General features: G+C 72.8%; 15 protein-coding genes. 14 read left to right on the plus strand and 1 reads right to left on the minus strand.

The features are described 5' to 3' along the window. Positions 1-53 precede the first annotated feature (53 nt). The 9 genes from EF879_RS04870 to truA all read left to right on the plus strand — a co-directional run bounded on the left by EF879_RS04870 (position 54) and on the right by truA (position 5,729). On the plus strand, positions 54-650 hold the full coding sequence (locus EF879_RS04870; protein ID WP_123555429.1) for a DUF1707 domain-containing protein: 597 nt from the start codon (positions 54-56) through the stop codon (positions 648-650). Between the two features lie 226 nt (positions 651-876). Further along, complete coding sequence (gene infA, locus EF879_RS04875) at positions 877-1,098, plus strand: translation initiation factor IF-1 (protein ID WP_123554963.1); 222 nt, start codon at positions 877-879, stop codon at positions 1,096-1,098. Positions 1,099-1,216: 118 nt separating this feature from the next. Beyond that, positions 1,217-1,330, plus strand: coding sequence for a 50S ribosomal protein L36 (gene rpmJ / locus EF879_RS04880; protein ID WP_123554965.1), 114 nt, complete (start codon positions 1,217-1,219; stop codon positions 1,328-1,330). A 226-nt stretch (positions 1,331-1,556) separates the two neighbouring features. Then, positions 1,557-1,937, plus strand: a complete 381-nt coding sequence (rpsM, locus tag EF879_RS04885; protein ID WP_123554968.1) for a 30S ribosomal protein S13 — start codon at positions 1,557-1,559, stop codon at positions 1,935-1,937. 80 nt (positions 1,938-2,017) lie between these two features. After that, positions 2,018-2,425, plus strand: coding sequence for a 30S ribosomal protein S11 (gene rpsK, locus EF879_RS04890; RefSeq protein ID WP_030329919.1), 408 nt, complete (start codon positions 2,018-2,020; stop codon positions 2,423-2,425). Between the two features lie 16 nt (positions 2,426-2,441). Then, positions 2,442-3,068 carry a 30S ribosomal protein S4 gene (rpsD, locus tag EF879_RS04895; protein WP_123554970.1) on the plus strand — a complete coding sequence of 209 codons (627 nt, stop codon included), beginning with the start codon at positions 2,442-2,444 and terminating at the stop codon, positions 3,066-3,068. Between the two features lie 97 nt (positions 3,069-3,165). Beyond that, positions 3,166-4,188 carry a DNA-directed RNA polymerase subunit alpha gene (locus EF879_RS04900; protein ID WP_123554972.1) on the plus strand — a complete coding sequence of 341 codons (1,023 nt, stop codon included), beginning with the start codon at positions 3,166-3,168 and terminating at the stop codon, positions 4,186-4,188. Positions 4,189-4,237: 49 nt separating this feature from the next. After that, positions 4,238-4,810, plus strand: coding sequence for a 50S ribosomal protein L17 (rplQ, locus tag EF879_RS04905; RefSeq protein ID WP_123554973.1), 573 nt, complete (start codon positions 4,238-4,240; stop codon positions 4,808-4,810). Between the two features lie 76 nt (positions 4,811-4,886). Further along, on the plus strand, positions 4,887-5,729 hold the full coding sequence (truA, locus tag EF879_RS04910; protein ID WP_123554975.1) for a tRNA pseudouridine(38-40) synthase TruA: 843 nt from the start codon (positions 4,887-4,889) through the stop codon (positions 5,727-5,729). 10 nt (positions 5,730-5,739) lie between these two features. On the opposite strand, the gene EF879_RS04915 is transcribed toward truA, so the two are convergent. Next, positions 5,740-6,477, minus strand: coding sequence for a hypothetical protein (locus EF879_RS04915; protein ID WP_123554977.1), 738 nt, complete (start codon positions 6,475-6,477; stop codon positions 5,740-5,742). 1,880 nt (positions 6,478-8,357) lie between these two features. Here EF879_RS04915 and EF879_RS04925 point away from each other — a divergent pair. The 5 genes from EF879_RS04925 (at position 8,358) to EF879_RS04945 (ending at position 14,117) form a co-directional block, all read left to right on the plus strand. Further along, positions 8,358-8,963 (plus strand): class I SAM-dependent methyltransferase, encoded by a 606-nt coding sequence (locus EF879_RS04925; protein WP_123554982.1) that lies wholly within the window; start codon positions 8,358-8,360, stop codon positions 8,961-8,963. Positions 8,964-9,106: 143 nt separating this feature from the next. Beyond that, entirely contained in the window at positions 9,107-10,774 is a 1,668-nt protein-coding gene (locus EF879_RS04930) for an ABC-F family ATP-binding cassette domain-containing protein (protein ID WP_123554984.1), read from the plus strand. Positions 10,775-10,877: 103 nt separating this feature from the next. After that, positions 10,878-11,885 (plus strand): lysylphosphatidylglycerol synthase domain-containing protein, encoded by a 1,008-nt coding sequence (locus EF879_RS04935; protein WP_123554986.1) that lies wholly within the window; start codon positions 10,878-10,880, stop codon positions 11,883-11,885. Positions 11,886-11,943: 58 nt separating this feature from the next. Then, complete coding sequence (locus EF879_RS04940; RefSeq protein ID WP_199736123.1) at positions 11,944-13,347, plus strand: glycosyltransferase; 1,404 nt, start codon at positions 11,944-11,946, stop codon at positions 13,345-13,347. 26 nt (positions 13,348-13,373) lie between these two features. Further along, on the plus strand, positions 13,374-14,117 hold the full coding sequence (locus EF879_RS04945; RefSeq protein ID WP_158624111.1) for a bifunctional 2-polyprenyl-6-hydroxyphenol methylase/3-demethylubiquinol 3-O-methyltransferase UbiG: 744 nt from the start codon (positions 13,374-13,376) through the stop codon (positions 14,115-14,117). The last annotated feature ends 16 nt before the right edge of the window (positions 14,118-14,133 follow it).

Consider the following 14,133-nt stretch of genomic DNA (forward strand, 5'->3'; position numbering starts at 1 on the left):
ACGGCGGGTGGACCGGCGGTGGCATGCTCGGAGGCATGGAGCGGCGGGATCGGATGCGGGCTGCGGACGCGGACCGGGAAATGGTGGCCGAGCAGCTTCGGGACGCGCTGAACGCAGGCCGGCTCGACCTGCACGAGTACGACGAGCGGCTCCAGCGCGCCTACGCCGCGAAGACGTACGGCGAGCTGGACGGGCTGCTGGCGGACCTGCCGGGAACCGTGCCGCCCGGCCGGGCCGAGCTGGCTACCGTCGACGGGGCGGAGTCGACTCCGGCGCGGTCCGGTGCCGCTGGCTCGTACCCGGGCGCGGTCCGGGGCTGGCTCGGGGAGATCTGGGGCACCTACCTCTCCGCCGTCGGGGCGGTCGTCGGGATCTGGGCCGTCATCTCGGTGATGTCCGCGGACCTGCTCTACTTCTGGCCCGGGTGGGTCGCCGGGCTCTGGGGAGTGGTGCTGCTGGTGCGGACCGTCACGGGGCTGCTGGCCGGGGAGCCGCAGCGGCGGGCCGCCGACCGGGCGCGGCGGGCGGACCGGCGCCGGAGCAAGCGGAAGATCGGGCAGACGGACCCGAAGGGGACGGACCGTCAGATCGATCATCACCGGGTCGCACATCGCCAGATCGAGCAGGGCCGTACCGAGGAGCCTGCCTGATACAGTCGGGTTCGACACAGTCGGTTTTCGTCCGGTCAGCCAACCCGAGGCACCTCGGGTTGGCGCTGCTGCGCTGGCGGGCGTACACTGGCTGATCGGCGCACAGCGTCCGCTCCGGCATGCCCATCCGCGCTTCGGTGGGAGTCGGAGCCCGCGGCTGGCCTGGGACCCCCAGGAAAGACGCTGTGAGCCGTCCGGAGTAACCGACGTCAGGACAGCGGAGGACATGCCGAAAAAAGACGGAGCCATCGAGATGGAGGGCCGGGTCATCGAGCCGCTCCCGAACGCGATGTTCCGGGTCGAGCTCGCCAACGGCCACAAGGTGCTGGCTCACATCAGCGGCAAGATGCGGCAGCACTACATCCGCATCCTGCCTGAGGACCGGGTCGTCGTCGAGCTCTCGCCGTACGACCTGAGCCGCGGGCGCATCGTCTACCGCTACAAGTGAACGTCGCCGGGCCGCTCGCCGGTCCGGAGGCTTCGCCTGACGACGGCCGGACATCCATGTCCGTCCTCGAGGCTCGGCGGTGTCACGCTGCCGGGTACAGATGGGAAGTAAGGCAACCGTGAAGGTCAAGCCGAGCGTCAAGACGATCTGCAACAAGTGCCGGGTGATCCGCCGGCACGGGCGGGTCATGGTGATCTGCGCCGACCCGCGCCACAAGCAGCGCCAGGGCTGAACCGTATTCGCCGGCCGCGCAGGTGCGCCGGCGGAGCCGTGTGACGGCCCGGGTCGTAGATCCGAACACACAAGTACAAGCTCGTCCCAGCCGCGAGCAGCGAGATCACCTAGCGTGACCGCAGTCGTGGTTCACCCCCGGTCGGAGGCCGGGGCCCGCCGATTTGGGCAGGCGGGGTGGGGCGGGTCCAGACCTCCGCGAGAAACCACGAGGAGTACGCCCGCACATGGCACGGCTAGTCGGTGTCGATCTGCCCCGCGACAAGCGGATGGAGATCGCGCTCACCTACATCTACGGCGTCGGTCGGACCCGGGCCAAGGAGACGCTCGCCGCCACCGGAATCTCACCGGACAAGCGCGCCAAGGACCTCACGGACGAGGAGCTGGTGCTGCTCCGGAACCACATCGAGGCGAACTACAAGGTTGAGGGCGACCTGCGCCGCGAGGTCGCTGCCGACATCCGCCGCAAGGTCGAGATCGGCTGCTACGAGGGCATCCGGCACCGCCGGGGCCTGCCCGTCCGTGGTCAGCGGACTCGTACCAACGCCCGGACCCGGAAGGGCCCGAAGCGGACCGTCGCCGGTAAGAAGAAGCCCGGCAAGAAGTAGATCTGAGCCAGACGACAGGTCGGCGTCCGTCGGCCGGGCTCGTACCTGTACCGGGAAATCAACTAGGAGCGCACAGACTTATGCCACCGAAGGCTCGCGCCGGGGCCGCCGTCAAGAAGGTCCGGCGCAAGGAACGGAAGAACGTCGCCCACGGGCAGGCGCACATCAAGAGCACCTTCAACAACACCATCGTCTCCATCACGGACCCGACCGGTGCCGTCATCTCCTGGGCCTCCGCGGGCCAGGTCGGCTTCAAGGGTTCCCGCAAGTCGACTCCGTTCGCCGCCCAGCTCGCCGCCGAGGCGGCCGCGCGGCGGGCGATGGAGCACGGCATGCGGAAGGTCGACGTCTTCGTCAAGGGTCCCGGCTCCGGCCGGGAGACCGCCATCCGTTCGCTGCAGGCCGTAGGCCTGGAGGTCGGCCAGATCGCCGACGTCACGCCGCAGCCGCACAACGGATGCCGTCCGCCGAAGCGTCGCCGGGTCTGAGAGGTAGTAGACACAGATGGCTCGTTACACCGGTCCCGACTGCCGCCGCTGCCGGCGGGAGAAGATGAAGCTGTTCCTCAAGGGCAGCAAGTGCGATGGCCCGAAGTGCCCGTTCGAGTCCCGGCCCTTCCCGCCCGGGCAGCACGGCCGCGGCCGGACCAAGGAGACCGAGTACCTGCTCCAGCTTCGGGAGAAGCAGAAGGCCCGCCGGGTGTACGGCGTGCTGGAGAAGCAGTTCCGCGGGTACTACGAGGAGGCCGTCGCCAAGAAGGGCAAGACCGGCGAGATCCTCCTCCAGATCCTGGAGTCGCGCCTCGACAACGTCGTGTACCGGGCCGGCCTGGCCAAGTCCCGGGACCACGCGCGGCAGCTCGTGAAGCACGGCCACCTGACCGTGAACGGCAAGAAGGTGGACATCCCGTCGTACCGGGTCAAGGAGCACGACATCATCGAGGTCCGGGAGAAGTCCAAGCAGCTGACCCCGTTCCTCGTCGCGCAGGCCGAGGCCGGCTCGAAGCCGGTGCCGGCCTGGCTGGAGGCGATCCCCAGCCAGCTGAAGGTGCTGGTCCACTCGCTGCCGACGCGGTCGGTGATCGACACGCAGGTCCAGGAACAGCTGATCGTCGAGCTCTACTCGAAGTAGTTTCTGGGCACACCCCCGGTGGTGGTCGTCGCCGGCCACCACCGGGCCCCACAGTTCGGGCGTCATATGGCGGGCGCCCCGACCCAAGGAGAAAGAAGTGCTCATCACCCAGCGGCCGACCCTCACCGAGGAGTCGATCAACGAGACCCGCTCCCGGTTCACCATCGAACCGCTCGAGCCGGGTTTCGGCTACACCCTGGGCAACTCGCTGCGTCGGACGCTGCTGTCGTCCATTCCGGGCGCGGCGGTGACCTCTATCAAGATCGACGGTGTGCTGCACGAGTTCACCACGATCCCCGGTGTCAAGGAGGACGTGGTCGAGCTCGTCATGAACATCAAGGAACTCTGCGTCAGCTCCGACCACGACGAGCCGGTGAGCATGTACCTGCGCAAGCAGGGCCCGGGCGACGTGACCGCCGGAGACATCCAGCCACCGGCCGGGGTCATTGTGCACAACCCCGACCTGAAGCTGGCGACCCTGAACGGCAAGGGCCGGCTCGACATGGAGCTGACCGTCGAGCGGGGGCGGGGTTACGTCACCGCGGCGCAGAACAAGCAGGCCGGTGCGGAGATCGGCCGGATCCCGGTCGACTCGATCTACTCGCCGGTGCTGAAGGTGACGTACCGCGTCGAGGCGACCCGGGTCGAGCAGCGGACCGACTTCGACCGGCTGATCATCGACGTGGAGACCAAGCCGTCGATCGGCCCGCGTACGGCGCTCGCCTCCGCCGGCTCCACCCTGGTCGAGCTCTTCGGGCTGGCCCGCGAGCTGGACGAGAGCGCCGAGGGTATCGACATCGGCCCGTCGCCGCAGGACGCCCAGCTCGCCGCCGACCTGGCGCTGCCCATCGAGGAGCTGGACCTGACCGTCCGGTCGTACAACTGCCTCAAGCGCGAGGGCATCAACACCGTCGGTGAGCTGATCGGACGTACCGAGGCTGATCTTCTCGACATTCGGAACTTCGGTCAGAAGTCGATCGACGAGGTCAAGATGAAGCTCGCCGGTATGGGACTGGGTCTGAAGGACTCGGCGCCCAACTTCGACCCGGCGCACGTCGTGGACACCTTCGGCGAGGCCGACTACGACACCGACGACTACCGCGAGACCGAGCAGCTTTGATCCGGGGCTAGCTGGAGATCCGGCCGCCCACTACTGAGGAGCACCAAGAATGCCCACGCCCACCAAGGGCCCCCGCCTCGGCGGTAGCCCCGCGCACGAGCGGATGATCCTGGCCAACCTGGCCACCGCGCTGTTCCAGCACGGCAGAATCACCACGACCCAAGCCAAGGCCAAGCGGCTGCGCCCGCTCGCGGAGCAGCTGATCACCAAGGCCAAGCGCGGCGACCTGGCGAGCCGTCGCCGGGTGCTGACCGTGGTGCGAGACAAGGACGTGGTCTTCCAGCTGTTCGACCAGATCGCCCCCCGGTACGCCAACCGGAACGGCGGCTACACCAGGATCGTGAAGACGGTCCCCCGCAAGGGTGACAACGCCCCGATGGCGATCATCGAGCTGGTCGAGGAGCAGGCGACGACGCCGGCCGCGCCCACCCGGAAGGCCGCCCGCAAGGCGGCGCAGCAGGACAAGGTCGAGGCGCTGGCTCCGGCGGAGGAGGTTCCGACGTCGACCGAGACCCGCCCGGCGTCCGCGGCCGACCAGGACGCCGACGCGCCGGAGTCGGTCTCCGGCGACACCGCGGCGGCCCGCGAGGACACCGACGAGGCGGACACCTCGAAGTCCTGACGACGAGACAGGCGCGGCCCGACATTCCCTCGGGGGTGTCGGGCCGCGGCATTTCTCAGCGAAGACGAGGTGATCCGTGGAGCACGAGGTACCGGAACAGACCCGGCTGCGACTGGATGTCGCGTACGACGGCAGCGGCTTCTCCGGCTGGGCCGTCCAGCCCGGTCGGCGTACGGTCGCCGGGGTGCTGACCGAGGCGCTGGCGACGCTCCTCGGCGCGGGCCGGGCGACCGGGCTGACCGTGGCCGGACGTACCGATGCCGGGGTGCACGCCACCGGGCAGGTCTGCCACGTCGACGTGCCGACCGAGGTCTGGCGGCGGCACGCCGGGAGTCTGCTGCACCGGCTCGCCCGGCTGCTTCCCTCCGACGTCCGGGTGCGCGCCATCACCGAGGTGCCGGCCGACTTCGACGCCCGATTCTCGGCGATCTTCCGACGGTACGAGTACCGGGTCACGGACGCCCCGTACGGTGCCGATCCGCTGCGGCGGCACGAGGTCCTGGCCTGGCCCCGGCCGCTGGACCTGGCGGCGCTGAACCGGGCGGCGGCGGGGCTGGTCGGCGAGCACGACTTCGCGGCGTACTGCCGCCGGAAGGAGCACGCCACGACGGTGCGGGAGGTGACCCGGCTGGACTGGCGGCGGGAGCCGGACGGCCTGCTGGTCGCCACCGTGCAGGCCGACGCGTTCTGTCAGGCGATGGTGCGGAGCCTGGTCGGCGCGATGCTGGCGGCCGGGGATGGCCGACGCCCGGTGGACTGGCCGGGCGGGCTGCTCGAACGCCGTGAACGGGCGAGTGAGGTGACGGTGGCGCCCCCGCACGGGCTCACCCTGGTCGAGGTCGGCTACCCCCGGGATCCTGCCGAGTACGCGGAGCGGGCCCGGCAGACCCGCCGCCTGCGGCTGCCGGCGACCGCCTGAGCGGGGGTTCTCAGTCCGACGATGCGGCGTCGGTGCTGGCCGCCGGATCGGCGGTCGCCGTCACCCGCCGGTCCAGCACCTTGCCGCGCAGGTAGACCTCGACCATGTCGAAGAGGATCTGACGGGCGAACGGATCCTCGCTGCTGATCTTCCCTCCGTCGACCTTGGCCACCACGCAGTAGATCAGGTAGTGCCCGCGGACGTGCCAGCCGACCTGGGCGGTCCGAGCCTCGATGCTGTCGGTGTTCCGCCCGGCCGGCATGCCGAGGAAGCGACCCTTCTCGCTGCTGACGATCGGCTTGATCTTCTCGTGGGCCGACGACGCGCCGGCCGCGTCGGCGAGGTTCACGATGCCGGCGGTGGCGACGAAGGTCTCCGGCGGCGACAGCACGGTGGCCCGGACGAACTGGCTGCAGCCCAGGCTCAACAGCAGCTCCCGGATCTCACCGTCGGCGACGAGCGCGCAGTCCTCCGAGGCCTGCGTCTTGAGGATCGGGTACGGCGCGTCATCGGCGTCGACGACGATCTCCTTGCCGGGGAAGACCTCCTCCACGGTGAGCGGTGTCGGGTCGACGGTCCGGGAACTGATGTCCCGGGGGCCGTTCGCGGCGACCGCGCTGTCGGCGGGGCGGGCGCCCTGGCCGTACCCCTGGTCGGCGATGACGAAGTAGGAACTGAGCCCGCAGAGGCCGAGTAGCACGAGGACGCCGAGCGAACCGATGACCCACTGCCAGGTCCGCTTGGACATCTGGTAGCGGCTCCGGGCCGTGGCGACGGGGTCGGAGGCCGCCGGGGTGGCGGCCGGAGCCGCAGCGTCGGTCGTGGTGGATAACGGAGCCGAGGCCGCGGAGACCGCAGCGGTGGACCGGTGTGGCGGACGGGGCGGCTCGCCGACCTCGTCCGGCGTGGAGGGCCGCGACCCGCCGGACGTCCCGGCACGTGGCGTCGAGCGCGGCCCGGCCGGGGGCGAACTGGTGGGCGGAGCGGAGTGGGGCCCGCCCGGTGGGGCCGAGCGCGGCTTGGCGGGCGGGACCGTGCGGGGGCCGGGACGGGCCGGGGCGGGCGGTGCCGAGGGCGGTGCGGGGGACGCATCGCCGGCCGGGCCCGGCCTCCGCTCCGACACCGACACGCGGGAGGAGCCGGATTGCCGTCCGCGGGGTGGTGCCTGGCCGCGGCGGTCGGTGTCCCCGTCGCGGCGCGGTGTCGCGCCCGGAACCGGGCTTCCCGGGGGGAGCGGGTCAGCGGGACGCGGGCTTCCCGGGTGGGGCCGGCCCGGCGACGTCGGGTGGCGCGAGGCCGCCGGTGCCGAGGTGGTGGGCCGGCGTTCGGTGAGGGGATCTCGGGCCGCCTCACCACGACCGGGATCGTCCGTCGGCCCGGGACGTACGCCCAGGCGTTCGGGCGCCGGTCCCGGCCGGGGGGTACCGGCACCGTGCCGTCCGGGGACGGGCCCGGAGACCGGGGGCGGCGTCGTCCGGTCGGCGGTCCGGCGACGGCCGGTGGGTACCGGCGCGGGCCCGGGCCGGGGAGCGGGCCCCACCACGGACTCCACCGCGGGGGCGCGCCGTTGCCGTGGGATCAGACCCGGTCGGGCGTCGGGAGTCCCGGGAATCCGGACCTCCGGGTGGGCGGGCGGTCCGGCGGGGCTGGCCGGATCGGGTCGGGCGTGGTGTCGGCCGGTCGGCGTGGGCGGCTCCGGCACGACACGCGGCGCGTCACCGCCCCGGGCCGCTTCCGCGCCACGGAGAGACCCTGCGGCACGAGACGACTCGGCGGTACCGAGCGGCCCGCCACCGCGTCGAGGCTCGCCGCCGAACGACCCGGTGCCGCGCCGTACCCGCGGCGGCTCGGCGGCATGTGAACGGTCCGTGACGGCCGGGGACCGTCCACCGGGGAGCACCGGGGCCCCGGTGGCCTGCGGTCCCGCGTCGACGACCGGCCAGCCCGGTCCGGTGTGGACCTCGGGCGTGCTCCGGCCGCGGGGCCCCGAACGTCCAGCTGGGACAGACCGCTCCACGGGCCCGTCGCCGTCGGGGGCGGCGCGGCGGCCGCGGCGCACGGCGTCACCACGGCCGGGACCGGCCTCGGCGTCCGCGCTGTGCCGGGGGCGGGACGGCACCCCGACCTCCGGACGCGGGTCGCCAGGATTCGCCAGGTGGCGCCCACCGGCGGAGGAACGCGGCTGCCGATCCCGGTGGGCGATCCCCGGATAGCCGCTGGCCGGGCTGGGGTCGTCCGGCACCCCGTGCCGCGGACGGCGGGGTCCGTCGACCGGCCCGCCGTACGGTGCGGAGACCGGGCCGGGCTCACCGAGGGAGAGCCGAGAGGAGTCGGTGTCGGCTGGCGTCTCGTCGTCGCGGGCTCGGCGCCGGCCGACCCGTACGGACGATGGTGCCGGGTCCGCCGGGGAGGGGGCGGCGGGATCCCGTGGTGACCGTGGCGCTCCGTCGCCCGATCGAGGCCCGTGCCCGTAAACCATGTCGCACAGGGTAACGGACGTCGCCGGAGGCCCGCCTCCGCCGACGAATCACGGTTGGTGAAAGAGGAGACATCTGCCTCGAAAGCTGATCACGGTCGGTGGGGTGGCCATCGGCCGGGCGTACGGGCCGGTAGGCAAGAATGCGTGGCGTGACCGGGGACCACTATTTCAGCACCGAGCCCACCGCCGAGGCGCACCGCCGCGAGGTGACGTTCACGGTCGAGGGCCGGATTTACACCCTGACCTCGTCCTCCGGGGTCTTCTCGGCGGACCGGCTCGACCCCGGCACCGCCGTACTCCTGCGTAAGGCCGACCTGCCCGGGCCGGCGACCACCGGTGCCCTGCTCGACCTGGGCTGCGGGTACGGGCCGATCGCCTGCGTGCTCGCCACCCGCGCGGTGGCCGCCACCGTCTGGGCGGTCGACGTCAACGCGCGGGCCCGCGAGCTGACCGCCGAGAACGCCGCCCGGCTCGGGCTCGCCGACCGGATCCGGGTCTGCGCCCCGGACGACGTCCCCGCCGACGTCTCCTTCGCCGAGCTGTGGTCGAACCCGCCGATCCGAATCGGGAAGTCGGACCTGCACGACATGCTGGGGCGGTGGCTGCCCCGGCTGACCCCCGACGGCGTGGCGTGGCTGGTCGTGGCCCGGCATCTCGGGGGTGACTCGCTGCAACGCTGGCTCGACGAGGCCGGGTGGCGGGTCGGCCGGCATGCCAGCCAGAAGGGCTACCGGGTGTTGCGGGTCACCCGCTGACACCGTCCGGGGCGGCCGGGCCGACCGGTCACGCCCGGACCAGCGGGGACGATCCCGCCGGGCGAGACAGGACCGGCCGCGCGAACGGGACTATCCGCAGAAAATCGGTAGCCAGTGGCCCGACTCTTCGGCACCATCCCGCCGTGGGATACGTGGACGTCGTCGGAGTCAGGCACACCCTGCCCGACGGTCGGGAGCTCTTCGCCGACGTGTCGTTCCGGGTCGGCGAGGGGGCGAAGATCGCGCTGGTCGGGCCGAACGGTGCGGGCAAGACGACGCTGCTACGGATGATCGCCGGTGATCTCCCGGTCCGGACCGGCACCATCTCCCGCTCCGGCGGGCTCGGCGTGATGCGCCAGTTCATCGGCATGATCGGTGACGAGACGACCCTGCAGGACCTGGCGCCACCGCCGGTGCGAACGGCGGGGAAGGCGCTGGCCGAGGCGGAGGCGGCGTTGCACGCGGCCGAGGCGCGCGGCAAGTTCAGCACGGCGGCGCGCAAGGCCCAACTGGCGTACGCCGAGGCGCTGGCCGCCTGGGGCGAGGTCGGTGGTTACGACGCCGAGGTGCTCTTCGACACGGTCGCCACGATCGTGCTGGACCTGCCGTGGGAGCAGAGCCGATCCCGTCTGGTGCGGACCCTCTCCGGTGGACAGCAGAAGCGGTTCGCGTTGGAACTGCTGCTCCGGGGCACCGACGAGGTGCTGCTGCTCGACGAGCCCGACAACTTCCTCGACGTACCGGGGAAGCGGTGGTTGGAGCGCCGGCTGCGCGAGTCGACCAAGTCGGTGCTGTACGTCTCGCACGACCGGGAACTGCTCTCCCAGACCGCGGACCGGGTGGTGGCGGTCGAGGGGGGCAGCGCCTGGGTACATCCGGGTGGCTTCGACAGCTGGCACGCGGCCCGAATGGCCCGGCACGACCGGTTGGAGGAACAGCGCCGGCGGTGGGACGAGGAGCACCAGAAGCTCCGCGAGCTGGTGGCGACGCTGAAGCAGAAGGCGACCTACAACGACGGCATGGCCTCGCGGTACCAGGCGGCGCAGACCCGGCTGCGCAAGTTCGAGGAGGCTGGCCCGCCACCCCTGCCGCCGAAGGAACAGGACATCCGGATGCGCCTCACCGGCGGCCGGACCGGCAAGCGGGTGCTCGTCTGTGAGCAACTGGAGCTGGAGGATCTGACCTTCCCGTTCGACCTGGAGGTCTGGTACGGCGACCGGGTCGCCGTCCTCGGCGCCAACGGGACGGGGAAGTCCCACTTCCTGCGCCTGCTGGCCCGGGGCGGCACCGACCCCGATCCCGCGACCGTGCCGCTCGGCGGCCTGTCCGCCCTGGAGCCGGTGAAGCACGGCGGGGTGGCCCGGCTCGGCGCCCGGGTCCGGCCCGGCCACTTCTCGCAGACCCACGACCGGCCGGACCTGATGGACCGGACGCTGGTGGACGTGCTGTGGCACGGCGACGAGCACCGGCCCGGGCTGGACCGGCACGCCGCGATGCGGGCGCTGAACCGGTACGAGCTGGCCGGTCAGGGGGACCAGCGGTTCGGCACCCTCTCCGGCGGGCAGCAGGCGCGCTTTCTCGTGCTCCTGTTGGAGCTGTCGGGGGCGACGCTGCTGCTGCTCGACGAGCCGACGGACAACCTGGACCTGGCCTCGGCCGAGGCGTTGGAGGCCGGGCTCCGGGCGTTCGAGGGCACCGTGCTGGCGGTGACCCACGATCGCTGGTTCGCGCGCTCCTTCAACCGGTTCCTGCTCTTCCGCGGCGACGGCGAGGTGGTCGAGACGCCGGAACCGGTCTGGGACGTGGACTGACCGGCGGACGCCGACCGGACGTGGCCTGGCCGGCCGGCCACGAGCCGGTCCGGTCGCGCGTGGCGCAGTCGCGGAGAGTGTTGGCTCGATTATCGTCGGTGCTATGTCCCTCCGTGCGGCCGGCGGTAACGTACTGCGTCGGACGGCTCAGGTCGTGGCCACCGCCGTCCTGCTCGGGTATCTCGGCCGGGCGGTGGCGGGCCGGTGGGATGAGGTCCGGGGGGTCCTCGGCGACCTGTCGGCCGCCACGCTGGCGCTCGCCGGACTGGCCGCCGTGGCGGCGTACGGCTGCGGTTTCCTGGCCTGGCGGGCGATCCTGACGGATCTCGGAGCCGGGATGCCGGTCACCGGCGCGGCACGGATCTTCTTCGTCGGGCAGCTGGCTAAGTACCTACCGGGCAAGGTCTGGCCGATTCTGCTCCAGACCCGGCTCGGCCGGGCGTACGGGGTGCCGGGGCGGGCGTCGGCGGCGGCGGCTCTGCTGGTCATGCTGATCACCCTCGGCACCGGTCTGCTGCTCACCGCCGTCACCCTGCCCGTGCTCGGTGGGCGGACCGTCGACACCGTCTGGTGGACCCTGGGGGTCGGGTCGCCGGTGCTGGTCGCGCTCTGGCCACCGGTGCTGAACCGCCTCCTCGCCTGGCTGCTGCGGGTGGCCCGTCGCCCGCCGATGCCGCAGCCGCTGTCGGCCCGGGGCATCGGGTCGGCCCTCGGTTGGTCGGTGCTGAGCTGGCTGGCCTACGGCGTGCACCTGTGGCTCGTGATGTACGACGCCGGCGCGACCGGACCGGCGCTGCCGGTGGTCGCGGTCGGTGCCTTCGCCGGCTCGTGGTGCCTCGGGTTCCTGCTCTCGGTCGCGCCGGCCGGGGTCGGGACGCGGGAGGCCGCGTTGCCGCTCCTCCTGGCCGGCGCCGTCGCCGTACCGGTGGCACTGGTCGCCGCCGTCGTCTCCCGGCTGCTGATGACGGTGGTCGACCTGCTCTGTCCACTGGTGGCGCTGCTGGCGGAGCGGGTGCGTCGGCCGGAGCGGGCGGGGACACCGGAGTCGGCCGCCGAGGTGTCGCCGGTGGACCTGGCGCGCCCGCGGACGCCCTGGCCGGCGGGCGGGTGACTCGCCGGCAATGACCACGGAATGTGCTGACCGCAGCACGATAGGCTACCCTGCTGCCGTGCGGTGGCTGGTCTTCGGCAGCTACGACGTACGCCGGCATCCCCGGATCGGCGTACTCGTGCAGGGTCTGCGGGCCGCCGGTGACCAGGTCGTCGAGCTGAACGTACCGCTGCCGCTGGACACCGCCGGCCGGGTCGCCGTCCTCCGACAGCCGTGGCGGCTGCCCCTGCTGGTCGGGCAACTGGCCCGGTGCTGGCTGCTGCTCGCCCTGCGATCGCGGCGCCACAGACGGGCGATCCGCCGCGGCTCCGCGGAGGCGGTGCACGGCGTCCTGGTCGGCTACCTCGGGCACTTCGACGTCCACCTGGCCCGGTGGCTGTTCCGGCGGACGCCGATCGTGCTCGACCATCTCGCCTCCGCGGTCGGTACCGCGCGCGACCGGAACCTGGCCGAGCGCGGCGGGATCCGGGACCGGTTGATGCGGATGATCGACGACGCCGCGCTCCGGCGGGCCGACGTCGTGGTGGTGGACACCGAGGAGCAGGCGGCCGCGTTGCCGGCGCATGCCCGGGGCCGGGAGGTGGTGGTGCCGGTCGGCGCCGGAACCGAGTGGTTCGCCGCGGGTGGGCGTGCTGGCTCCGCCGGTGGCCGGGAGGACGACGCGGAAGCTCCGGGCGTGAGGGTGGGACCCGGCGACCCACCCGGGGCGGTCAGGCTCAATCCCGTCGCGGGTCACCGGATCCAACCCCGTCGGGACCGGCGCCGGGACGGGGATCCCGGGCCGGTACCGGCGCGGCTGCGGGTGATCTTCGTCGGGCTCTTCACGCCGTTGCACGGCACGGTGACCGTGGGCGCCGCGCTGGCCCGGCTCGCCGACGACGAGCGGATCGAGGTGACCATGGTGGGCACCGGCCAGGACTTCTCGGCCTGCCGGCGGGCCGCCGCCGGCAATCCCCGGATCACCTGGTACGACTGGATCACCGCCACCGAGCTGCCCCGATGTGTCGCCCGACACCAGGTCTCGCTCGGCATCTTCGGCGACAGCGGCAAGGCGCTCCGGGTGGTGCCGACCAAGGTCTTCCAGGGCGCGGCGGCGGGATGCGCGATCGTCACCTCGGACACCGGACCGCAGCGGCGGGCGCTGGGCGACGCAGCGGTGTTCGTCCCGCCGGGGGATCCGGAGGCGCTCGCCGCCGCACTACGGGCCCTCGCCGACGACCCGATCCGGGTCGCCCACCTCCGCGCGGCCGCCCGGCGCCGGGCCCTCGACCGGTTTTATCCGGCGACCGTCGTCGCGCCGCTGCGGCAGCGCTTCGCCGTCACCGGGGCACCGCCGTGCCCGTACCCCGGCGGCGCGGTCGCCTCGGGCGACGAGATGTTCCCGGGCGCCCCGGCCTCCCCAGCCGACCCAGCCTCCCCGGGCGGCGTGACAACCCTGGGGGGCCGGCCGGGACCATGCTGACCACCGGGCCGAGAGGAGGTCGTCGGATGTCGAGCCAGGTGGGTGATCCGCCGTTGCCGCCCCGGGCGGCGTTGCGCTGGAAGATCGTCCGCCGGATCATCGCGGAACAGCGGCCCGAGACCATCCTGGAGCTGGGCTGCGGTCTCGGCTCCATCGGCGCCCGGCTGGCCCGGATGGCGACGTACACCGCCGTCGAACCGGACCCGCGTAGTTTCGACGTCGCGCGGCAACGGATCGCCCCGTTGGGCGGGACGGTGTGCAACGGGGACCACCGACAGGCCCCGACACCGGGACGGTACGACCTGGTCTGCGCGTTCGAGGTGCTGGAACACCTCGCCGACGACGCGGCGGCGCTGGCCGAATGGCTACCGCTGGTCCGGCCGGGCGGGAGGCTGCTGCTCTCCGTACCGGCCGACCCGAAACGATTCGGCTCCTGGGACGTCCTGGTCGGGCACCACCGGCGGTACTCGGCCGACCAGCTTCGGCAGCGGCTCGCCGAGGCCGGCGCCACCCGGATCCGGATCGTCCACTACGGGTGGCCGCTCGGCTACCTGCTCGACGCGGTGCGGAATCGCTGGGCCGGCCGCGGGGGCGACGCCCCGGACGGTACGGCCGAGGAGCGAACCTCCCGGTCCGGGCGCCTCCTCCAACCGCGCGGCGAGCTCGCGGGCGGCGTGATCCAGCTGGCCGTGGCGCCGTTCGCCGCGCTCCAGCGGATTCGACCGGATCGTGGGCCTGGTCTGGTCGCGGTCGCCACCCGCCCGGAGTGACCCCGCCCCCACCGGA

The organism is Micromonospora sp. HM5-17, from assembly GCF_003762835.1.
GTDB lineage: Bacteria > Actinomycetota > Actinomycetes > Mycobacteriales > Micromonosporaceae > Plantactinospora.